This window comes from Kitasatospora sp. NPDC004614 (assembly GCF_042873675.1).
Classification (GTDB): Bacteria; Actinomycetota; Actinomycetes; order Streptomycetales; family Streptomycetaceae; genus Kitasatospora.
Window position 1 is genome coordinate 37,808 of the sequence record NZ_JBIALR010000017.1, and the last position, 20,948, is coordinate 58,755.

Consider the following 20,948-nt stretch of genomic DNA (forward strand, 5'->3'; position numbering starts at 1 on the left):
GTGCGGGGCGGGCACAGCTCACCAGGGCCGGGCGGGCCGGGCATAGGCTTGCGGCGCCCAACGTGGACGGCACCGGTTGTCCGCCGGGGCCAACCACAGACGGGGACCGGGCAAGCGCAGGAGGGGGGACGGCCGGTGGAGGCGTTCGTGCGGCTGGTGGCCGGGCGCACCGAGGACCCGGAGGTGCTCGCGGCGGCGGTGCGGGCCGCGCGCGCCGCGTCCGAACTGGTCGCCGCGCTGCCGGAGCGCGAGGTGCGCCGGCACACCCGGGCCTTGCTGGACGGGGTGCGCTCGGCGTTGCAGGGAGACGGCGAGCCGGGGGTGCAGGCGCTCGCGGCGGCTGCCCTGCTGGGTTCGGACCGGGCGCGGCAGGGGGTGCCGGTGGCGGCGCTGCTGGACGGTTTCCAGGCGGGGCGCTCGCACCTGGTGGAGGCGGTGATCGCGGAGGGCCGCCGGTGCGCCGTCCCGGCGGACGAGCTGCTGGACGGCGTGACCCGGATCGATCACATCACCATCACGCTAGCTCGCCGGATGGTGCAGGAACACCGGGTGGCGGAGCTGGCGGCGGCCCGCACCGCCCGCGAGGGACGCGCCCTGACGCTGCGTCAACTCCTGCACGGGGAACCGGTGGAGGCGCTCGGCGCGCCGCTTTCGCCGACCGGCCGGTACCGGTGCGTGGTGACGGCGGTGAGTGATCCGGCGCTGGCGGGGCCGCTCGAGCAGGCCCTCGTCGCGGCCGGTCCCGGCCTGTGCGGTTTTGTGGACGGCCGGCTGGCGGCGCTGACCGGACCCATGCCTGTCCTGCCGTTCGACGGCCCGACCACCGTCGTCACGCCGCCTGCCGAACCGTCCGGTCTGGCCCCCCTGTACGCGCTGGCCCGGCGCGCCCTGCGGGCCGCCGAGTCGGCCGGCCTGACCGGCCTTCACCGGCTGGCCGACCTCGCCCTGCTCACTGCCACGCCCGCCGACGGCGAGCTCGGCGCCCTGCTGGCGGGCGACCTGCTGGGCGCCCTGGACCGGGCCGATCCCTTCCACCGGGAACTCGCCGTCACCGCTCTGGCCCAGCTGACCCACGGTGGCCGCACCGACCGGACGGCCGCGGAGCTGCACGTGCACCCCAACACGGTGAAGTACCGGCTGCGGCGACTGCGCGAGCTGACCGGCGCCGACCCGCTGACCGACGGCGTCGAGCACACCGCGCACTGGTGGTGGGCGCTGCGCAGCTGGCTAGGCTGACTGCGGGGTGCCGCCCCGGGCCCGCCCGCAGTGCGCGGCGGGCCCGAGCGGCACACGGACCTGCGGGGCGGTCGGTCACTCGTTGACGCAGATGTTCCCGACCGCCGGGTTGAACGCGCCGATGACGTTGATCGAGTTGCCGCAGACGTTGAGATCCAGGTCGATGGGGACCTGGATCAGGTTGCCGGAGAGGACGCCGGGCGAGTTGGCGGCCACACCGTGCGCGGTGGCGTCGGCGACGGCGGAGCCGGCCCCGACGAGCAGGCAGGCCACGGCGAGTCCGGAAGCGGCGAGGGACGTGCGAACACGCATGATTTCTCCAGGTGTGATGATCCGATAAGCGGACCTCGATCACACCTGTTCGAACCGCGCCAACGCCCACATTGCACAGATCGTGGGCGTGTCCATCGGCCGAGCCCGCCCGGGTCCGGTCAGCTCCGCAGGAACTCGCGGCCGAGCCCGCCCGGGTCCGGTCAGCTCCGCAGGAACTCGCGGCCGAGCCCGCCCGGGTCCGGTCAGCTCCGCAGGAACTCGCGGTTGAGCCGGGCGATTCCGGTCAGCGGGATGCCCTTGGGACAGGCGGTGGCGCACTCGCCGGTGTTGGTGCAGCCGCCGAAGCCCTCGTCGTCCATCGCGCCCACCATGTTCCGTACCCGCGAGGCGCGTTCGGGCGCGCCCTGCGGGAGGACGTTGAGGTGGACCACCTTGGCGGCGGTGAACAGCATCGCCGAGCCGTTGGGGCAAGCGGCGACGCAGGCCCCGCAGCCGATGCACTCGGCGTGCTCGAAGGCGAGGTCGGCGGCTTCCTTGGGGACGGCGGTGGCGTGCGCCTCGGGGGCGGCACCGGTGGGTGCGGTGATGTAGCCGCCGGAGCCGATGATCCGGTCGAGGGCGGAGCGGTCCACCACCAGGTCGCGCACCACGGGGAAGGCGCCGGCCCGCCAGGGTTCGACGTCGATGGTGTCGCCGTCGTTGAAGTGCCGCATGTGCAGCTGGCAGGTGGTGGTGCGTTCGGGGCCGTGGGCCTGGCCGTTGATGACCATGCCGCAGGCGCCGCAGATGCCTTCGCGGCAGTCGTGGTCGAAGGCGACGGGGCGCTCGCCGCGCAGGATGAGTTCCTCGTTGAGGGTGTCCAGCATCTCCAGGAAGGACATGTCCTCGCTGATGCCGGAGACCTGGTAGATCGTCATCTCGCCCGGGGTGTCCGGGCCCTGCTGGCGCCAGATGCGCAGGGTGAGGTTCACGCGTAGCTCCGCTGGGTGGGGTGGACGTGCTCGAAGACGAGCTCTTCCTTGTGCAGGACGGGCGCTCCGCCGGTGCCGGCGAACTCCCAGGCGGCGGCGTAGCTGAACTCCTCGTCCCGGCGGGCGGCTTCGCCCTCGGGGGTGGCGGATTCGGTGCGGAAGTGGCCGCCGCAGGACTCGCTGCGGTGCAGCGCGTCCAGGCACATCAGTTCGGCGAGTTCGAAGTAGTCGACCAGCCGATTGGCCTTCTCCAGCGCCTGGTTGAGCTCGGCGCCGGTGCCCGGGACCTTGATCCGCCGCCAGAACTCCTCGCGCAGTTCGGGGATCCGGACCAGCGCGTGCCGCAGGCCGGCCTCGTCGCGGGCCATTCCGCAGTTGTCCCAGAGCAGTTCGCCGAGTTCGCGGTGGAAGGAGTCGGGGGTGCGGTCGCCGTCCACGGACAGGATCAGGTTGAGCCGGTCCGTCACCTCGGCCTCCACCTCGGCGAGTTCGGGGTGGTCTCCGGGGACGGGGTCGAGCGGGGTGCGGCCCAGGTAGTCGTTGAGGGTGGGCGGCAGCACGAAGTAGCCGTCGGCGAGGCCCTGCATCAGGGCGCTCGCGCCGAGCCGGTTGGCGCCGTGGTCGGAGAAGTTGGCCTCGCCGATCGCGAACAGGCCGGGGACGGTGGTCTGCAGGTCGTAGTCCACCCACAGGCCGCCCATCGTGTAGTGGATCGCCGGGTAGATCCGCATCGGCACGGTGTACGGGTCCTCGGCGGTGATCCGCTGGTACATCTCGAACAGGTTGCCGTACTTGGCCTCGACGGCGGCCCGGCCGAGCCGGGCGATGGCGTCGGCGAAGTCCAGGTACACCCCCTGCCCGCCGGGGCCGACGCCGCGGCCCTCGTCGCAGACCACCTTGGCGGCCCGGGAGGCGATGTCGCGGGGCACCAGGTTGCCGAACGCCGGGTAGATCCGCTCCAGGTAGTAGTCCCGCTCGTCCTCGGGAATCTGCCCGGGCGGCCGGGTGTCGCCCTTCGCCTTCGGCACCCAGATCCGGCCGTCGTTGCGCAGCGACTCGCTCATCAGCGTCAGCTTGGACTGGTGGTCGCCGGAGCGCGGGATGCAGGTCGGGTGGATCTGCGTGAAGCACGGGTTGGCGAAGTACGCGCCGCGCCGGTGCGCGCGCCAAATGGCCGTCGCGTTCGAGTTCTTGGCGTTCGTCGACAGGTAGAACACGTTGCCGTAGCCGCCGGTGGCGAGCACCACGGCGTCCGCCAGGTAGGAACGGATCTCGCCGGTCACCAGGTCCCGGGCGACGATGCCGCGGGCCCGGCCGTCGATCACGATCAGGTCGAGCATCTCGGTGCGCGCGTGCAACTCGACGTTCCCGGCCGCGATCTGCCGTGACAGCGCCTGGTAGGCGCCGAGCAGCAGCTGCTGGCCGGTCTGGCCGCGGGCGTAGAAGGTGCGGGAGACCTGGACGCCGCCGAACGAGCGGGTGTCGAGCAGGCCGCCGTACTCGCGGGCGAACGGCACGCCCTGTGCCACGCACTGGTCGATGATCTCCACCGAGACCTGGGCGAGGCGGTGCACGTTGGACTCGCGGGCGCGGAAGTCGCCGCCCTTGACGGTGTCGTAGAACAGCCGGCGGATCGAGTCGCCGTCGTTGCGGTAGTTCTTCGCTGCGTTGATGCCGCCCTGCGCGGCGATCGAGTGAGCGCGCCGCGGGGAGTCCTGGAAGCAGAACTGCACGACGTGGTAGCCCTGTTCGGCCAGTGTCGCACCGGCCGCGCCGCCGGCCAGGCCGGTGCCGACCACGATCACGGTGTGCTTGCGGCGGTTCGCCGGGTTGACCAGCTTGGCCTCGAACCGCCGCTGGTCCCAGCGCTGTTCGATCGGCCCGGCCGGGGCCCGGGTGTCGGCGACGGGCGCGCCGACGGTGTAGTCGAGGTAGCTCATCGGGGCCTTCCCGGAAGTCGTGTCGTGCGCGGTCTGCCCGTTGTCATGGGCGCTCGTCGGGCCGGTCCCGCCGGCGCCGTGGGCGGTCTGCCCGTTGTCGTGGGCGCTCGTCGGGCCGGTCCCGCCCGCGTCGTGGGCGGTCTGCCCGTTGTCGCGGGCGTTCATCGGACCAGCCCGGTCATCACGGCGACCGGCACCGACGCGAAGCCGACGGTCAGCAGCAGCGCCAGCGCGTTCGCGGCGAACTTCAGCACCCGGTCGCGGCGCGGGTTGTTGACGCCGAGGGTCTGCGCGGCGCTCCAGAACCCGTGCCGGACGTGCAGCCCGAGCGCGAGCACCGCCAGCAGGTAGATCCCGCCGCCGTACCAGGTCGAGAACGAGGCCACGATGTTCTGGTACGGGCGGCCCTCCTCGGCGGCCGGGTTCACCGTCAGCGTGGTCAGGTCGAGGATGTGCCAGACGATGAACAGGCCGAGGATCACCCCGCCCCAGCGCATCGTCCGGGTCGCGTAGCTGGCCCGCCGCCGCCGGTGCACGTACTGCTGCGGGCGGGCCCGCAGGTCGCGGCGGGAGAGCTGGTAGGCGGCCACGCCGTGCGCGACCACGGCCGCCAGCAGGACGGCGCGGGCCAGCCAGAGGAACCAGCCGAAGTGCAGCAGCGGCTGGCCGATGGTGCGCAGCCAGTACGCGTAGCCGTTGAGGTCGTCCGGGCCGAAGAACACCTTGAGGTTGCCCAGCATGTGGGCCACCAGGTAGGCGAGCATCAGCAGCCCGCTGACGGCCATCACCGCCTTCTTGCCGACGGAGCTGCGCCACAGTGCCGCCGCGGCGGACGGATGCCGACCGGGAGTGGGGGTCCGGTTCACCCGGTTTGTCCGGGTAGCAGAAGCCATGGGCATGACGGTAGGCCCGGTGCGCAGGAGCTGTCCAAGACATGAAAGCGCTGCCCACGATAGGAAATGCCTATGATGGCTGCTGTGCAGTTGCAGCAGCTCGCCTACTTCGTCGCCGTCGCCGACGCCCGGCACTTCACCCGGGCCGCCGAACTGACGCACGTCTCACAGCCGTCACTCTCGCAACAAATCCGTTCACTGGAACGGGAGTTGGGCGCGGAGCTGTTCCACCGCTCGCGCTCCGGCACCTCGCTGACCGATGCCGGGCAGGCCCTGTTGCCGCTCGCCCGGCGCATCCTGGCCGACGCGGAGAGTGCCCGGCGGGCCGTCGCCGAGACGGTGCAGCTGCGCCGGGGCCGGGTCCGGTTCGGGGCGCCGCCCTCGCTCTGCGCCAGCCTGGTGCCCGAGGTGCTGCGCGCCTACCGGGCGCTGCACCCCGGGGTGGACCTGCGGCTGACCGAGGGCGGCTCGCGCGACCTGGTCCGCGACCTGGAGGCCGGCGAACTCGACCTCGCCCTGATCATCGCCGCGCCGTCCGCCACGCCCCCCGGCCTCTCCGTCACGCCGCTGCTGCACGAGGACCTGGTGCTGGTCTCCGCCGAGCCGCTCCCCCGCCGCCGGGCCCGGATCACCGACCTGCGCGGCCAGGGCCTGGTGATGTTCCGGGAGGGCTACGACGTCCGCGAGACCACCCTCGCCGCGTGCCGGGCCGCCGGCTTCGAACCTTCCTACGCTGTCGAGGGCGGCGAGATGGACGCCGTGCTGGCCGCCGTCCGGGCCGGTCTCGGGCCCGCCGTCGTCCCCGGCATGGTCGCCGCCCGCTCCGGTCTGCGCTCCGCCCCCTTCGCCCCGCCCGGCCTGGGCCGCACCATCTCCCTCGCGCACGGCCGCGACCTCCCGCTGACCCGTGCCGCCACCGCCTTCCGCGGCACCCTGCTCGCCTACCTGGTCGACGCCGACCGCGCCGGCTCCCTCCCGCCGGGCACCCGCCTGCTACCGCCGGACTGACCGCGGCCTACCCTTATGCTCCGCATGTTCGTTCGACGAGAGGCGGCCCGGATGTCCGGCAGCGTGGTGGCGGTCAGCAGCAACGGCGAATACTCCTTCAGCAAGCCCAACCGGGCGGGCATCCGCCTGCTCGAGGGCCTCGGCGTCGAGGGCGACGTGCACTCCGGCGTCACCGTCAAGCACCGCTCCCGGGTCGCCCAGGACCCGACGGTGCCGAACCTCCGCCAGGTCCACCTGATCCACGCCGAGCTGTTCGACGAGCTGGCCGAGGCCGGATTCACCGTCGCCCCGGGCGAGTTGGGCGAGAACGTCACCACCCGCGGCATCGACCTGCTCGGCCTCCCGGTCGGCACCCTGCTGCACCTCGGCCCGGAGGCGGTGGTCGAAGTCACCGGCCTGCGCAACCCATGCGCGCAGATCGACAACTTCCAGCACGGCCTGCTCAAGCAGGTGGTGTTCCGCGACGAGAACGGCGACACCGTCCGCAAGGCGGGCATCATGGGCATCGTCCGCACCGGCGGCCCGATCCACCCCGGCGACACCATCACCGTCACCCTCCCGGACGGCCCGCACCGCCCGCTCGAGCGGGTCTGACGGCCCGGCATGAACGTTCCCGAACTGCTGGAATCCGCCAGCCTGTTGGTCCCCCAAGGAATCGCCACCGAGAACGACCTCACGATCGACGACGTCTGGGACTACCTCGCCCACGACGAGTGGGAGATCGCTCTCGACCTGCTCGAGGACCTCGGCGACGCCCACCCGCTGCCGCTCGCTTTCTGGGAGACCCTCGGCACGGCCGCCGAGCAGATGCAACTGAAGACCAGCGCGGCCTGGTGCCACTGGCGCCACTACGAAACCCGCCACGGCATCATCCGGGTCGACCTCACCCTCCTCCCCGCCACCGAGAGCCGACGCCAGACCCCCTTCTCCGGAGCCGGCGACCTCCGCCCCATGTGGAACATCGGAAACCGCACCCCCACCGGCGACCCGACCCTCGACATCGCCCGCCTCTGGGTCGAACACACCCCCGCCCTCGGCCCCGGCGAACGCTCCTCCGCACGCCTCGCCCCCCTCACCCCCACACAGTGGCGACACCTTCAGCCCGGCGCGACGATCACCATGCACGAAGACCGCACCATCGCCGGAACGGCCGTCGTCCTGGAGCTGCTGCCGCCAACCGCATAGCTCCCGTCAGAACCGGCTGGTGTCGAGCTCCAGATCGAACGGCGCGGGCAGCCGAACGGCGCTACCGAAGGGGTGCGGGCCGTCGATTTCCTGGTAGCCCAGACGTCCGGGGGCGGAGAAGACGGTGCACTCGCGCTGTTGACGGTCCACCAGCAGGTAGATCGGGGCGCCGTACTGGCCGTAGCGGCGGCGTTTGGTGGTGCGGTCGGTCTCGCCGTTCGACGGCGAGGTGACCTCGACCACCAGCAGGGTCTGATCGGGCAGCAGGGCACCCTCGGTCTTCGCGGCGAGCTCGGCCGGGACCACCGCCAGGTCGGGGATGAACCAGTTCTCGCTGCCCGGCAGGTCGAGGTTGCCCGACCCGGAGACCAGGCCGAGTTCCTCCAGACGCGGGGTGAGCTGCCGACGAACCACCTCGGCGGCGTTCTCGTGCGCCCAGGACGGCGACATGGGCGTGATGACTCCCTCGATGATCTCGGCACGATCACCCGCGACGTGCTGAACTGCGTACTTCAGAGCCCTCTCGGGGTCACTGACGCGATAGTCCCGGGGGACATGGGCTGCCGTGCTCATGGCGCACCTCCTCTGTTCCCGCCCGATTCTCCTCCGAAAGCCACGCCCACGCGTCGAACCAGCAGGCCGTTCACCGTTTCGGGTTCGCGGCCTTGGGCGGTCTCTCGTCAGTCGTCGATCCGGACCAGCGCGACGGTGATGTTGTCCGGGCCGCCGGCCCGGATCGCGGCGCGCCAGAGTTCGACGACGGCATGCTGGTCGTCCTCGTCCGCGTCGCCGTCGGCGATCAGGGCCGTCCACTCCTCCGGCGGGACGGGGTCGCTGAGGCCGTCGGTGCAGAGCAGGTAGCGGGCGCCGGGGCGGACGGGCAGGCGGGTGACGTGCGGGGCGAGGGCGTCGCGCGGGGTGGCGCCGCCGAGGACGCTGGTGACCAGGTGAGTGGTGCGCTGGCCCTCGGCGAGCGGCGGGCTGTCGTCGGTGGTGAGCAACTCCGGTCCGGTGTCGGTGAGTTCGTAGACCCGGCTGTCGCCGACGTTGAACACGAACACGGACTCGGCGGTCAGCGCCAGCCCGGCCACGGTGGTGCTCATCCCGGTCAGCGCGGGGTCGGCGTCGGCCGCGTCGTGGAGGGTCTCGTGGCCGGCCTGCAGCGCGTCCCGGACGGCCTGCTCGTCGGTCAATCCCCCTCCGGTGGAGGCGAGTTGCCCGGCGATCAGCGAGGAGGCCAGGTCGCCGCCCGGGTGGCCGCCCAGTCCGTCGGCGACCGCGACCGTCAGAGCGGTGGCGCCGAGTGGGAAGTAGAAGGTCTGCGGGCTGTCGGTGGCCGTCGCGCAGAGCGTCCACGGCCCGACCGCCACACTGTCCTCGTTGTGCTGACGCACCACTCCCGTGTGGCTGAGCACGCTCACCGCGATGATCGGCACGACCATCCACCTCTCTCCGAACTCTCCCGCTCGCGCGATCCGTTGCGCGGCCGTGACGTCAAGCCAAGCACACCCGGACGGACACCTTCCGCCGAGGGGCCCGGGCGCAACTCCGGCCGGCCCGCGCGGACTCCGTTCCCCGGGCATTCCCTTCGTCAAGAGAATCCGGTGGAATGCCCCTGCTCTCGCCTGGTGCGGGAATTGCGGGCGTCAAGGCTCCTTGCCCCTTGACCGGTTCCCGGGGTAGCTTGGCGCGACCGTCAACTTCCTTTTCCGGAAGCTTTACTGGCCGCACTCCAGATGGGTTCCCTACGAAGTGACGGCCCCTCCCCTTGCCATTCCCTTGCCGTTTGTCGGTGCCATGTCGCAAGGGTGGGAAACGGTCCTAGCGTCCTGCCGCCGAGCCGAAATCCGGCCGCGACACCACAACCCCTACGGTGTCGCCGGTCGTCCCCCAACCGACCCCGGCCCGGCGGGAGGAATTGCGATGAACCGTAAGACCGCTCTGGCGGCAGCTGTTGCGGCCGCCCTCACCCTGGGCACCGCCGCGACGGCCACTTCGCAAGGCGTCGCGCAGGCCAGCCCCACCGCGCAGTCCGGTGCCGGGTTCCAGGCGATGAGCGCCGTGGGCCGGCTCGCGGCCATGGACCAGGCCGGCAAGGAGGCCGCCGCCACAGCGAAGGCGCTGGGCCTCGGCCCGGACGAACGCCTGGTCGCCAAGGACGTCCTGGTCGACAACAACGGTGCGCGGCACGTCCGTTACGACCGCACCTACCGCGGGCTGCCGGTGGTCGGCGGCGACCTGGTCGTGCACCGCGCGAAGAACGGGACGATCACCTCCACCACCTGGGCCCACCAGGGCGCCGTCCAGGTCGCGGGCGTGACGCCGAAGCTGACCGCCAAGGACGCCTCCGCCACGGCCGAACGCAGCGCCAAGCACGTCAAGCAGGCCCGCACCACCAACCTGGACACCAGCCAGCTGGTGGTCTGGGCTGTCGGCAAGACCCCCGCGCTCGCGTACCGCAACACCGTCACCGGCGCGGGCGAGGCCGGCGCCAACTCCCGGGAAGCCGTCGTGGTGGACGCCGCCACCGGCACGGTGCTGGACCAGTACGAGACCGAGCAGGGCATCTCCGGCACCGGCAACGGCGTCAACGTCGGCCAGGTCACCCTGGAGACCAGCCAGGACGGCAGCGGCAACTACACGCTGACCGACGCGCTGCACGGCTCGACCATCGTCTACGACTCCAACAACAGCCCGCAGTCCAATCCCGCGCAGAACGCCAACACCTTCACCGACACCACCGACAACTGGGGCGACGGCACCACCGCCAACCGCGAAAGCGCCGCCGTGGACGCCTCGTTCGGCCTCGCCAGGACCTGGGACTTCTACAAGAACACCTTCAACCGCTCGGGCATCCGCAACGACGGCCGCGGCGCCCCCGCGTACGTGCACGTCGACAACCAGCTGCTGAACGCGTTCTACGACGACAGCTGCTTCTGCATGTCCTTCGGCGACGGCTCCTCCCAGAACAACAACACCCCGCTGACCGCACTCGACGTCTCCGGCCACGAGATGACGCACGGCGTCACCGCCGCCACCGCCAACCTCAACTACTCGGGCGAGTCCGGCGGCCTCAACGAGGCCACCTCGGACATCTTCGGGACCATGGTCGAGTTCTACGCCAACGACCCGGTCAACCCCGGGAATTACTACATCGGCGAGAAGCTCAACATGGGCAACGGCTACCTGCGCCGGATGGACGACCCGACACTCGACGGCAGTTCACTCGGCTGCTACAACAGCAACGCGGGCTCGGTCGACGTGCACTACTCGTCGGGCATCGGAAACCACTTCTTCTACCTGACCTCCGAGGGCACCGGCGCCAAGACCATCGGCGGCCTCCCGCACAACGGCACCACCTGCAACGGCGACAGCTTCAGCGGCATCGGCAAGGACAAGGCCGCCGCCATCTGGTACCGCGCCCTGACCACCTACATGACCTCCACCACCGACTACAACGCCGCCCGCACCGCCACCCTGCAGGCCGCCGCCGACCTGTACGGCGCCAACTCCCAGGAGCAGTACATCGTTTCGAAGGCCTGGGCCGCCGTCTCGCTCGGCACCGCCCTGCCCAACCCCGGCGGCGGCACACCCACCCCGACCCCGACCCCGACCGGCACCCCCGGCGGGGGCGACGCCCTGGTCAACGGCGGATTCGAGCAGGGCACCACGGGCTGGACGCAGAGCGCCAACGACATCACCAACTCCAACCAGCAGCCCGCCCACGGCGGTTCCTGGTACGCCTGGATGATGGGCTACGGCTCCACCGCCGGCGAGACCCTCTCGCAGAGCAACATCGCGGTGCCCGCCGGAACACCCAAGCTGACCTTCTGGCTGAAGGTGACCACCCAGGAAACCGGCACCACGCCGTACGACACCCTGAAGGTCAACGTCAACGGCACCACCGTCGCCACCTACTCCAACGCGAACGCCAGCGCCGGCTACGTCCAGAAGACCGTCAACCTGAGCGCCTACGCTGGGCAGACCGTCAGCCTGCAGTTCGCCGGCCAGGAGGACGCCTCGCTGGCGACCACCTTCCTGGTCGACGACGTGAAGATCGGCTGACCGGCCGCGGTGATCGGGAGGGTGCCGTGCGGGACGGCACCCTCCCGGTCGCTTTTCTCAGACCTGCTCTACGCCGCCGCCATTGCCGCTGCCGCTCCGTGACCAGCCGCGCCGCTCGCCCTCGTCGATCAGCCGCCGCCCCGCCGCCCACAGCGCCGACGACGCGTCACCGATCACCGCCTTGCGGGCACGCACATCGTCCGCCGTCACCCCAGGGGTGCGCCAAGTACCGCCGTGCGCCATCCAGTTGAGCAGCAGCGGCTGCAACCGGTCCATCGCCTTCGCGAACCGGGCCTCCGGGGTACGGCGTTCCTCGAACTCGTCCCACAACTCCCGCATCCACCGGGCCTGATCCTTCGGCAACAGCCCGAACAACTCGTCCGCAGCCGCGGACTCGCGCTCCGCCTGATCAACGCCCGCCTCCGCGTCGTACAGCGGCGTGTCCCCGGCGTGGATCTCCACCAGGTCGTGCAGCAGGACGAGTTGGACGGTGCGGCCCACGTGGATCGGCTCGTCTGCGTACTCGGCGAGGAGGGTCACCATCATCGCCAGGTGCCAGGAGTGCTCGGCGTCGTTCTCGCGGCGCTCGGCCGCCACCAGCGGCGACTGCCGCAGAATGGTCTTGAGCCGGTCGATCTCGACCAGGAAGGTCAGTTGGGCACGCAGACGCGCGTCGATGCCGTCGGGGAAGGGCGTGCGGTCCACCAGCAGGGGGTGCGGAGCGTCACTCATGAGGCCCATCGTGCCACGGCGCTGCCACTTGACGCTCAATCAGTTTGCTGGATTCCCAATGGGATCCGGTTGCCTTGCGCCGACACGCGGCGGTGCCCGGCGGGAACCCCGACCGCCGGGCACCGCTCTGCAGTTCTGGCCGTTCTAATAGGAGGCACCCGCTCCGTTGAACGCGCCGGAGACGCCGCTGTCGTCGGCCCAGATCATGAAGTCGGTGTGCTGAACGCCGTAGGGGGACACGACGGAAGTCGTGTCGGCCTCGCCGGCACCGCTCTGGTTCGCGGCGAACTGGCCCTGGTCGAAGTTTGCGCTGAGGTCTTCCTGGGCGGACGCGAGGCCGGCGCAGCCGACGACGAGCGGGGCGGCGAGAGCGCTGACGGCCAGAACACGCTTGATAGCACGCATGAGAATCTCCTCCGAGTAGTTGTTTCGGCGGCGGGGCGCGGCGGTGGCCCCGCCGACTCCAGAACGCCACGGGATCCGGAGGCCCGCAAAAGGGTGCTGCCTCCGTGTGGTCCCGACGATCCGTCAGCCGCCCTTGCGCCAGCACGGGAGGGGCGCCTCGCAGGTTCACCCCTGAGTGGTCGCCCGGGCTGCACCGGCGCCCGGGGCCGGGTCGCCTGTCGAACAAGTGGTCGACCCGCTCGGCGGCGATGCCCGCTGCCTCGACACACGAAGGTGCCCGGCGGGTGGGGTTCCCGCCGGGCACCTGAATGTGATTCTTCCGGTCAGCCCTTAGAAGTGGGCACCGGACTCGGTGTGCGAGCCTTCGACGCCCTCGTCGCCGGCGAAGACACAAGCCTCACCGTGCTCGACGCCGCCCGGCTCGACCTCGGAGAACACCTTGGACTCGCCGGCGACCTCCTCGTTGGCGACGAAGTGGCTCTGCGAGAAGTGGGCCTCGGGGCCTTCGTGGCCTTCGTGGCCTTCGTGGGCGGAGGCGAGTCCGGCGCAGCCGATCACCAGGGGGGCGGCGAGGGCGCCGATGGCCAGAACACGCTTGATAGCACGCATGAGAATCTCCTCCGAGTAGTCGTTTCCGGCGGGGCTCGGTGGTGGCCCTGCCGAGATCCAGACAGCCACGGGATCCGGAGGCCCGCAAAGGGAACATGCGTCCGTCTGGTCCTGACGGGACGTCAGCGACCCTTGCGCGGGCGGGGGAACAGCGGTCCGAAGGTTCACCCCTGGGTGGTCGCCCGGGAAGCGCACGCGGGTCCGAATCGGACGTTCGCGAGCCACTGTGACGATCCGTCAGAAAGCGGACAGGAAAGCGCTCCACCGGCAGGCACTCCCCTTCGAACATGTGGCCGGTAGTCGGCATCGGGCTGTCCTGACGTCCCGGCCGGGCCGAACCCGATTGACCGATCCGTTACCTGACGGGCCGTCGAACCGCGTCGCGACGGCCCGATAGGGTTCGGGCGGGGGCAGGCGGAACGAGGGGGCAGCGGGATGTCATTGGTGGCGACGGCGGCAGGGCTTCTCGCGCGGCTGGTGGCGAAGCCGCTCACCGACGCGGCGATGCGGCGCGAAGAAGTGCTGCGCGTCCTCAAAGCCGTGAAACTCGACCCGCGCCGGCCGCCCCGGGACTTCGACAGCATCTACACCATCGCCCTGATCGAGTACTGCAACGACCGTTCGGCGTCGGTGCTCGCCGTCTTCCGTAACACCTACGTCCTGGATGCCTTCCGCCGCTCCTTCCACGACCACGACTGGACCCGGCTGCGCCGGGAGATCACCGAGGCCGTCGAACGCAACCGGGAGACCGGCGAGTTCGGGCACCTCGACCACGGTTTCGACGAGCACGTGGACGGCTTCGTCACCGCGTTCGACTCCGTCCTGAACAACAGCCGGACCCCGCACGAAATCCGCTCCGACGCCAAACTCGACGCCCTGCTGGAGCAGGCCGGCCGCACCCGCGACGAGGAGGAACGCCACCGGCTGCACATCGAACCGGCCCGGTCCCGCCTGACGCCCGCGCAACGACTCGCCCAGGACGCCACCGAATGGTTCCGCGCAGTCGGCTACGGAATCCACCACGAGTGGCCGGCCCCCGACGGCAGCGTGGCCCTGCTGGTGGACATCCCGCGGCTGCGGCCCGGCCAGTTCGACCGCATGCTGATGCTGTGCGTAGAAGGCGAGTTGGGCCCGCACCACCTCAACCTGCTCGCCGAACTCACCGAGCAGCACCGCGCCGCCGAGGGCTGGGGCATCGCCCGCCTGCGGGTCAGCGCGGCCGCCCGCGAGTTGGCGGACCGGAGCGAAGACCGCCTGTACGCCTACGCGTTCGACGACCTGATCGACCTGGTGGCCGACTTCGAACCGTACCTGGCGTGGGTGGAGGAGGAGGTGCGACGGCGCGGCATCGACACCCGGTACGTGCCGCTGTCCTGCGAGAAGGCCGAGATCGACCCGGCCACCGGGCAGCCTCTCGCCACCAGCAGGTACGACTGGAAGAGCGGCGGCCTGGACGACTACGTGGCCCGCTGGCTGGACGAGCCGGCCAAGCAACACCTGTCCGTGCTCGGCGAGTTCGGCATGGGCAAGTCCTGGTTCGCGCTGCACCTCGCCTACACCATGGTGCAGGCGTGGCGGGACGCCAAGCGGCGCGGCGTGCCCCGCCCCCGGATCCCGCTGCTGATACCGCTGCGCGACTACGCCAAGCAGACCACGGTGCAGGGCCTGCTGGCGGAGTTCTTCTTCAACAAGCACAAGGTCAACCTGGGCAGTTCCGACGTGGTGCGGGTGCTCAACCGAATGGGCCGGCTGCTGCTCATCTTCGACGGCTTCGACGAGATGGCCGCCCGCACCGATCGCCACACCGTGGTTGCCAACTTCTGGGAGCTCGCCACCGTGGTCGAGCCCGGCAGCAAGGTCCTGCTGAGCAGCCGCAAGGAACACTTCCGCCACGCCCAGGAGGCGCGCGAGCTGTTCAGTGCGAAGGTGGGGCTCCCGCGCGCCGGAACTGCTCTGGACGGGCCCGTCTTCGACATCGTCGACCTGGTGCCGTTCGACGACGAGCAGGTGGAGATGCTGCTGTCGTTCGGGCTCGACGAGCCGCAGGTCCGGATGGTCATGAACCACCCCGATGTTCGCGAGCTGATGCGCCGTCCGGTCATGTCGGAGCTGGTGATCGACGCGCTGCCGGAGATCGAGCAGGGCGCGGAGATCGACCTCGCCCGGATCTACCTGTACGCGATCAGCCGGAAGATGGACCGCGACATCCACGCCGAGCGGACCTTCACCTCGCGCGCCGACAAGCTGTACTTCCTCTGCGAGGTCGCGTGGAAGATGCTGTCCGAGCAGAAGTTGAGCCTCAACTACCGCGACTTCCCCGAGCATCTGCGTTCCTGCTTCGGCAGCGTGGTCGAGAGCGCAAAGGATCTGGACTATTGGGAACAGGACATGCGCAACCAGGGCATGTTCGTGCGGGACGCCGAGGGCAACTACGGTCCGTCGCACAAGTCCCTGCTGGAGTTCCTGGTCGCGTTCAAGTTCGCCGGCGAACTCGGGCTGCTAAGCGACGACTTCCTCGCGGCCGTCCAGCCGGCCGAGCAGCCGTCGGACGGTGTCGAAGCCGAGTGGACCTGGTCGGACTACTTCGCGTCCCGGTCTCCGGAGGGTGCCTTGCCGGCCCTCGGCCGGTTCGTTCCCGAACCGGTCGAGCTGTTGGGAAAGACCTTAGGCCACATGCCGGCTGAGGCCGCGGTCCTTCACTTCCTCAGCTCGATCGTCAGGTCCCGACCCGCCCACCAGAACCGTCTTCTGGACGTCGCTCGGGCCACTGAGGACACCAAGCTGCACAGCCCGAGCTGGCTCGCCGCCAACTGCCTCAATCTCCTCCTCGCCACGGGCCACAGCCTGGCGGGACTTGATCTCAGCGGGCTCGACCTGGAAGGCCTCGGCAACGGGTATTCGGACCTCACGCTCTCGTTGGCCGGCGCAGACCTGCGCAGCACGCTGATCGAGGGCGTCCGGGCGCACAGCACCGATCTCTCGGGAGCGGACCTACGCGAAGCGCGGATCTCCGACACCAGCGTGCTCGGCGACGAGGACGTCAGCGGACCTTACGTCTGTGGGCTGATGAACTCCGACGGCGCACTGATGATCGCAGCCATAAGCGGGGCTCTGCTCTGGCCCGACGGCCAAATCGCCTCGACACCGAGCAGCGTTCCGGCACACGCGCGCCTCGACACCCAGCTGCAGAGATGGGACGCCGACACCTTCCGGGCGGGCCGCAGGCTGGTCGACCTGCGCACCGGGACGATCACGGCGACAACACGAAGTCCCGCCCCTGCACTGACCGTTCAGGACAGCCTTCACGTGTTGCTGACCTTCTCGGACTCACCCGTGCCCCGATTCATCCTCACCGACCCCGAAACCGGGCAGTCCGCAGGTGAACTCGTGCTCCCGCTCGGAGAGGACGACAACTACACCACCATCCCGGGCAGCGGTCACCTGTGCCTCCTGGCCGTGACACAGGACTCGCTCCGCTTCCTCACGGCCGACCCCGCGCCTTCCGGCGGATGGCGGCCGGTGGAGATCGCTTCCACAGCCGGCAAGCCGTACAGCCGCATTGGGCTGACCCTAGGGGCAGAGAGCGCCCTGCTCTACTTCGACGGAACGCCGGTTGCGGCCGCCGACAGCACCACGGCGAGTGCGTTGCTCGACCCGGATGGACTGTCTCTCCCGTTCGGGGAGGACATTGAGCAGTTCGTATTCCGTGCTGCCTCCGGAATGGCGGCCGCCGCACTGGCCGACCACCGTCTCTGCGGCTGGCAGCCCGGCAGCCCGGCCACCGAGCCGTCGTGGGAGGTCGGCGTACCGGCCCTCGGCATCCAAGCCCTCTTCGCCCCGCCCTCCGGCGACCGCCTCGCCGTGCTGACCCGCCTCGGAGAGCTCTGGCTGCTCGACTTCCGCACTGGCGAGATGCTCGACCACGCCGCCCTCACCGACCGCCTGCGCGGTGCCCGGTTCTCCCGTGGTTGCGGGCTCGACGACGCGACCCTCGACGCGATCGTCCGGCTCGGTGGCCTGGTCTCCGACTGAGGGTCTGTCCGGCGGATAGGGTTCGGGTGGAGCGAAGGGGGCAGCGGGATGTCGGTGGTTGCGACGGCGGCAGGTGTGCTCGGGAAGTTGGTGGCTAAGCCGCTGACGGATGCGGCGATGCGGCAGGAGCGGGTGCTGCGGGCGTTGAAGGCCGTCAGGCTGGATCCGCGGAAGCCGCCGCAGGACTTCGACGGGATTTACGCCGTCGCGCTGATCGAGTACTGCGCGGGTCGTGCGGAGTCGGTGCTGGCGGTGTTCCGGGACGAGTACGTAGTCGGGTCGTTCCGCCGGTCGTTCGAGCTCCGGGATCTGACGCGGGTGCGCCGCGAGGTCGCCGAGGCGGTCGAACGGAACCGGGAGACCGGGGAGTTCGGGTATCTCGGGCACGGGTTCGAGGAGCACGTGGACGCGTTCGCCGCCGCGTTCGAGCAGGTGGTGGACCGGACACGGGCGCCGCACGAGGCGCGGTTGGAGGAGACCGTCAAGGCGCTGCTCAGCCAGGTGAGCCGGACGCGGGACGAGGAGGAGGGCCGGCGGCTGCGAATCGAGCCCGGGCGGGCCGAGCTCACGCCGGCGCAGCGGCTGGCGCGGGACGCCGAGGAGTGGTTCCGGGCGGTCGGGTACGAGATCCGGCAGGGGCAGTGGCCGGTCGGGGAGGACGCGATCGCGCTGCTGGTCGACATTCCGCGTCGCCGGGGGCGCTTCGACCGGACGGTGATGCTGTGCGTGGCGGGCGAGTTGGGGCCGCACCATCTCAACACCCTTGCCGGGCTCGCCGATTCGACCGACGCGGCGGAGGGGTGGGGCATCGCCCGGCTGCGGGTGAGCGCGGCGGCCCGGGCGCGGGCGAAGGCGAGCGAGGACCGGCTGTTCTGCTACTCGTTCGACGAACTCATCGACGAGGAAGCCGACTTCGAACCGTACTTGGCCTGGGTTGAGGAGGAGGTGCGACGGCGCGGCCTCGACACCCGCTACGTGCCCCAGTCCTGCGAGAAGAGCGAGATCGACCCGGCCACCGGGCTGCCGATCGCCACCAGCCGCTACCACTGGCAGGACGGCGGCCTGGACGACTACGTGGCGCGCTGGTTGGACGAGCCGGCCAAGCAACACCTGTCCGTACTCGGCGAGTTCGGCATGGGCAAGTCCTGGTTCGCACTGCACCTGGCGCACACCATGGTGCAGGCATGGCGGGACGCCAAACGGCGCGGTGTGCCGCGTCCCCGGCTGCCGTTGCTGATACCGCTGCGCGACTACGTCAAGCAGACGACCGTGCAGGGCCTGCTGGCGGAGTTCTTCTTCGACAAGCACAAGGTGAACCTGCGCAGCGCCGAGGTGGTCCGGGTGCTCAACCGGATGGGCCGGCTGCTGCTGATCTTCGACGGCTTCGACGAGATGGCGGCCCGCGCCGACCGCAACACGGTGGTGGCGAACTTCTGGTCGCTGGCCTCGGCGGTGGACCAGGGCGCGAAGGTGCTGCTGAGCAGCCGCAAGGAGCACTTCCGGGACGACCGGGAGGCCCGCGACCTGTTCGGCGCGAAGATCACCACGGCCGGACACGGCGCGACGGCGGACGGGCCGATCTTCGAGATCGTCCAGCTGGTGGAGTTCGAGGACGAGCAGATCGAGCGAATGCTCCGGCACCGGCTGGAGGAGGACAAGGTCCGCGAGGTCATGCGGCACCCGGCCGTACGGGAGTTGATGCGGCGACCCCTGATGTCCGAGCTGGTGATCGACGCGCTGCCGGAGATCGAGCAGGGCGCGGAGATCGACCTCGCCCGGATCTACCTGTACGCGGTGCGGCGGAAGATGGACCGCGACATCCACGCGGAGCGGACGTTCACCTCACGCGCAGACAAGCTGTACTTTCTGTGCGAGGTCGCCTGGGAGATGTTCTCCACTGCCCGGCTGGCCCTCAACTACCGTGACTTTCCGGACAGGTTGCGTTCGTTCTTCGGCCCGGTGGTGCAGCGGGACGCGGACCTGGACTTCTGGGAGCAGGACATGCGCAACCAGGGCATGCTGGTGCGCAACGCGGAGGGCGACTACGGCCCGTCGCACAAGTCGCTGCTGGAGTTCCTGGTGGCACTGAAGCTCGCGGGTGAACTCGGCCTGCTCACCGGCGACTTCCTGGATGCCGTCCGGGTGGCTGACTCGACGGACGACGACGCCCGGACGTGGTCCGAGCATTTCGCGGCCCGCGGCGCGGACGGGAGTCTGCCCGCACTGACCGCCTTCGCGCCCGAACCGGCCGAGGCGCTGGCCGATACCTTCTGCGAACTTGGGCCGGACGACGCGGTGTTCGAGTTCCTGGCCACCATGGTCCGCGAGCACCCGGACCATCGCGCCCGGCTGCTGGAACTGGCGCACGCGAGCGGCCCGGGCAGGCCGCTGCTCAACTGCCTGCGCCTGCTCGCCGAGGCCGATGGCCATCTGGAGGAGGCGCGGCTGGCCGGACTCGACCTCAGGGGGCTCGGCGCCTGGGTAAAGGACATCCGTCACCTCTCGCTGGCGCGCGCGGATCTGCGTGGCGCGGACCTCACAGAGGCGGACCTGAGGGGCACTGACCTCGCCGGGGCCGATCTGACGGGCGCGCAGCTCTCGTCGTCGATCCTCCTGACCGCCGAGGGCTGGAACGGTCTGCTCACCGCTGGCGGGGAGCTCGTGGTCTGGCGGAGCGACCGGGCGTTGTATTGGCCCGGTGGCCTCCCGGCCGGGCCTCCCCAGCGGTTCGACCTCACCGATGCCCTGTTCCTCCACGAGTGGACCGAATCTGTCTGGTGGACCGCCGACTTCGAGTCTGGCCGGCTGGTCGACACCCGGGCCGGCCGGCCCGCGAGCGGCACTGTGTTCAACGGGTCGATGCTGATGCCCGTCCACTGGCGTGGCCGACAGGTGCTGATAGAGCCGACGGAGGGTCGCTTCCACGATCCGCAGACCGGCCGGGAGATCGAGTACTGGACTCCGCCCGCCGGCGGCGCCCGGCACTGGGTGATTCTCGGCGGTGACTTCCGGGCTAGCGTGATCGCCATCGACGACGACCGGATGCTCTACCTCGTCCCCGACAGTGACGCGCCGAACGGCTGGCGGACTGTCGCGGTGCTGCACCATGACGGCGACGACGCCCAGGCGGGGTCCGGGGACAGTCAGCTGGTCCTTCTCGGCGGGCGCCCCGTCATGGCGATCGACGCCATTGCCCAGCAGGCTCTCGTCCGGCCCGAGGGCCTGCCGCTGCGGGTCGAGGGGGACACCGACCTCGAAGCGTTCGCGTTCCGTGCCGCCATCGGGCTGGCGGTGCTCGCCCAGCACGGGCGGCTCACGGCGTGGTCGATGGCGGCGGAGGCCGTCGATCCGGTCTGGGAGTGCGCCATCGGGGTTCCGGTCAACGGGATCTGGGCCGACCCCGCCGGTGAGCGGCTTGCCGTCGCGACCAGGGTGGGCGAACTCTGGCTGCTCGACTTCCGCACCGGCGAGATCCTGGCCCGGACCCCGCTCACCGACCGCCTGCGCGGCACCCGGTTCTCCCGGGACTGCGGGTTCGACGACGACACCCTCGCCACCATCGTCCGGCTCGGCGGCATCATCGTCGACGGCTGACCAAC

16 protein-coding genes are annotated in these 20,948 nt (G+C 70.6%); 7 read left to right on the forward strand and 9 right to left on the reverse strand.

Annotation, left to right across the window (positions count from 1 at the left end; translation table 11 throughout):
* Positions 1-135 precede the first annotated feature (135 nt).
* Positions 136-1,236, forward strand: coding sequence for a helix-turn-helix domain-containing protein (locus ACFYST_RS28210; RefSeq protein WP_387866344.1), 1,101 nt, complete (start codon positions 136-138; stop codon positions 1,234-1,236).
* A gap of 75 nt (positions 1,237-1,311) precedes the next feature.
* On the opposite strand, the gene ACFYST_RS28215 is transcribed toward ACFYST_RS28210, so the two are convergent.
* The 4 genes from ACFYST_RS28215 to ACFYST_RS28230 all read right to left on the reverse strand — a co-directional run bounded on the left by ACFYST_RS28215 (position 1,312) and on the right by ACFYST_RS28230 (position 5,313).
* Entirely contained in the window at positions 1,312-1,548 is a 237-nt protein-coding gene (locus ACFYST_RS28215; RefSeq protein ID WP_387866347.1) for a chaplin, read from the reverse strand.
* 203 nt (positions 1,549-1,751) lie between these two features.
* A complete protein-coding gene (locus tag ACFYST_RS28220; protein ID WP_387641164.1) occupies positions 1,752-2,480 on the reverse strand; it encodes a succinate dehydrogenase/fumarate reductase iron-sulfur subunit in 729 nt (242 codons plus the stop codon).
* Positions 2,477-4,420 (reverse strand): fumarate reductase/succinate dehydrogenase flavoprotein subunit, encoded by a 1,944-nt coding sequence (locus tag ACFYST_RS28225; protein ID WP_387866561.1) that lies wholly within the window; start codon positions 4,418-4,420, stop codon positions 2,477-2,479. Before ACFYST_RS28225 ends, ACFYST_RS28220 begins: the two co-directional genes overlap by 4 nt.
* Positions 4,421-4,581: 161 nt before the next feature.
* On the reverse strand, positions 4,582-5,313 hold the full coding sequence (locus ACFYST_RS28230; protein ID WP_387866350.1) for a succinate dehydrogenase cytochrome b subunit: 732 nt from the start codon (positions 5,311-5,313) through the stop codon (positions 4,582-4,584).
* A gap of 84 nt (positions 5,314-5,397) precedes the next feature.
* Here ACFYST_RS28230 and ACFYST_RS28235 point away from each other — a divergent pair, with 84 nt between their 5' ends.
* Genes ACFYST_RS28235 through ACFYST_RS28245 form a run of 3 tightly spaced genes read left to right on the forward strand, consistent with a single transcriptional unit; the run spans position 5,398 to position 7,506 of the window.
* Entirely contained in the window at positions 5,398-6,321 is a 924-nt protein-coding gene (locus ACFYST_RS28235) for a LysR family transcriptional regulator (RefSeq protein WP_387866353.1), read from the forward strand.
* 24 nt (positions 6,322-6,345) lie between these two features.
* On the forward strand, positions 6,346-6,915 hold the full coding sequence (locus ACFYST_RS28240; RefSeq protein ID WP_387866357.1) for an MOSC domain-containing protein: 570 nt from the start codon (positions 6,346-6,348) through the stop codon (positions 6,913-6,915).
* A gap of 9 nt (positions 6,916-6,924) precedes the next feature.
* Positions 6,925-7,506, forward strand: a complete 582-nt coding sequence (locus tag ACFYST_RS28245; protein ID WP_387866359.1) for a hypothetical protein — start codon at positions 6,925-6,927, stop codon at positions 7,504-7,506.
* Between the two features lie 6 nt (positions 7,507-7,512).
* Here ACFYST_RS28245 and ACFYST_RS28250 read toward each other — a convergent pair whose 3' ends face one another.
* Entirely contained in the window at positions 7,513-8,079 is a 567-nt protein-coding gene (locus ACFYST_RS28250) for a Uma2 family endonuclease (protein ID WP_387866362.1), read from the reverse strand.
* A 107-nt stretch (positions 8,080-8,186) separates the two neighbouring features.
* The gene (locus ACFYST_RS28255; protein ID WP_387866365.1) at positions 8,187-8,948 is read right to left on the reverse strand and encodes a PP2C family protein-serine/threonine phosphatase; all 762 of its coding nucleotides are present in this window, start codon (positions 8,946-8,948) and stop codon (positions 8,187-8,189) included.
* Positions 8,949-9,429: 481 nt separating this feature from the next.
* Between ACFYST_RS28255 and ACFYST_RS28260 the strand changes: the two genes are divergently transcribed.
* The gene (locus ACFYST_RS28260; protein WP_387866367.1) at positions 9,430-11,571 is read left to right on the forward strand and encodes a M4 family metallopeptidase; all 2,142 of its coding nucleotides are present in this window, start codon (positions 9,430-9,432) and stop codon (positions 11,569-11,571) included.
* 57 nt (positions 11,572-11,628) lie between these two features.
* Here the strand turns inward: ACFYST_RS28260 and ACFYST_RS28265 are convergent, their stop codons facing one another.
* From ACFYST_RS28265 to ACFYST_RS28275, 3 genes are all read right to left on the reverse strand, one after another.
* On the reverse strand, positions 11,629-12,303 hold the full coding sequence (locus ACFYST_RS28265) for an HD family hydrolase (protein ID WP_387866369.1): 675 nt from the start codon (positions 12,301-12,303) through the stop codon (positions 11,629-11,631).
* A gap of 144 nt (positions 12,304-12,447) precedes the next feature.
* The gene (locus ACFYST_RS28270; protein ID WP_387641142.1) at positions 12,448-12,708 is read right to left on the reverse strand and encodes a hypothetical protein; all 261 of its coding nucleotides are present in this window, start codon (positions 12,706-12,708) and stop codon (positions 12,448-12,450) included.
* A gap of 330 nt (positions 12,709-13,038) precedes the next feature.
* A complete protein-coding gene (locus ACFYST_RS28275) occupies positions 13,039-13,317 on the reverse strand; it encodes a hypothetical protein (RefSeq protein WP_387641139.1) in 279 nt (92 codons plus the stop codon).
* A 435-nt stretch (positions 13,318-13,752) separates the two neighbouring features.
* Here ACFYST_RS28275 and ACFYST_RS28280 point away from each other — a divergent pair, with 435 nt between their 5' ends.
* Positions 13,753-17,349, forward strand: coding sequence for an NACHT domain-containing protein (locus ACFYST_RS28280; protein WP_387866372.1), 3,597 nt, complete (start codon positions 13,753-13,755; stop codon positions 17,347-17,349).
* A 48-nt stretch (positions 17,350-17,397) separates the two neighbouring features.
* The gene (locus tag ACFYST_RS28285) at positions 17,398-20,943 is read left to right on the forward strand and encodes an NACHT domain-containing protein (RefSeq protein WP_387866374.1); all 3,546 of its coding nucleotides are present in this window, start codon (positions 17,398-17,400) and stop codon (positions 20,941-20,943) included.
* Positions 20,944-20,948 lie beyond the last annotated feature (5 nt).

Bases quoted from the DNA above. Each gene is read 5' to 3' on its own strand.
- ACFYST_RS28215 (WP_387866347.1), bottom strand. From the start codon at position 1,548: ATGCGTGTTCGCACGTCCCTCGCCGCTTCCGGACTCGCCGTGGCCTGC.
- ACFYST_RS28225 (WP_387866561.1), bottom strand. From the start codon at position 4,420: ATGAGCTACCTCGACTACACCGTCGGCGCGCCCGTCGCCGACACCCGG.
- ACFYST_RS28230 (WP_387866350.1), bottom strand. From the start codon at position 5,313: ATGGCTTCTGCTACCCGGACAAACCGGGTGAACCGGACCCCCACTCCC.
- ACFYST_RS28240 (WP_387866357.1), top strand. From the start codon at position 6,346: ATGTTCGTTCGACGAGAGGCGGCCCGGATGTCCGGCAGCGTGGTGGCG.
- ACFYST_RS28245 (WP_387866359.1), top strand. From the start codon at position 6,925: ATGAACGTTCCCGAACTGCTGGAATCCGCCAGCCTGTTGGTCCCCCAA.
- ACFYST_RS28250 (WP_387866362.1), bottom strand. From the start codon at position 8,079: ATGAGCACGGCAGCCCATGTCCCCCGGGACTATCGCGTCAGTGACCCC.
- ACFYST_RS28255 (WP_387866365.1), bottom strand. From the start codon at position 8,948: ATGGTCGTGCCGATCATCGCGGTGAGCGTGCTCAGCCACACGGGAGTG.
- ACFYST_RS28260 (WP_387866367.1), top strand. From the start codon at position 9,430: ATGAACCGTAAGACCGCTCTGGCGGCAGCTGTTGCGGCCGCCCTCACC.
- ACFYST_RS28265 (WP_387866369.1), bottom strand. From the start codon at position 12,303: ATGAGTGACGCTCCGCACCCCCTGCTGGTGGACCGCACGCCCTTCCCC.
- ACFYST_RS28270 (WP_387641142.1), bottom strand. From the start codon at position 12,708: ATGCGTGCTATCAAGCGTGTTCTGGCCGTCAGCGCTCTCGCCGCCCCG.
- ACFYST_RS28275 (WP_387641139.1), bottom strand. From the start codon at position 13,317: ATGCGTGCTATCAAGCGTGTTCTGGCCATCGGCGCCCTCGCCGCCCCC.
- ACFYST_RS28280 (WP_387866372.1), top strand. From the start codon at position 13,753: ATGTCATTGGTGGCGACGGCGGCAGGGCTTCTCGCGCGGCTGGTGGCG.
- ACFYST_RS28285 (WP_387866374.1), top strand. From the start codon at position 17,398: ATGTCGGTGGTTGCGACGGCGGCAGGTGTGCTCGGGAAGTTGGTGGCT.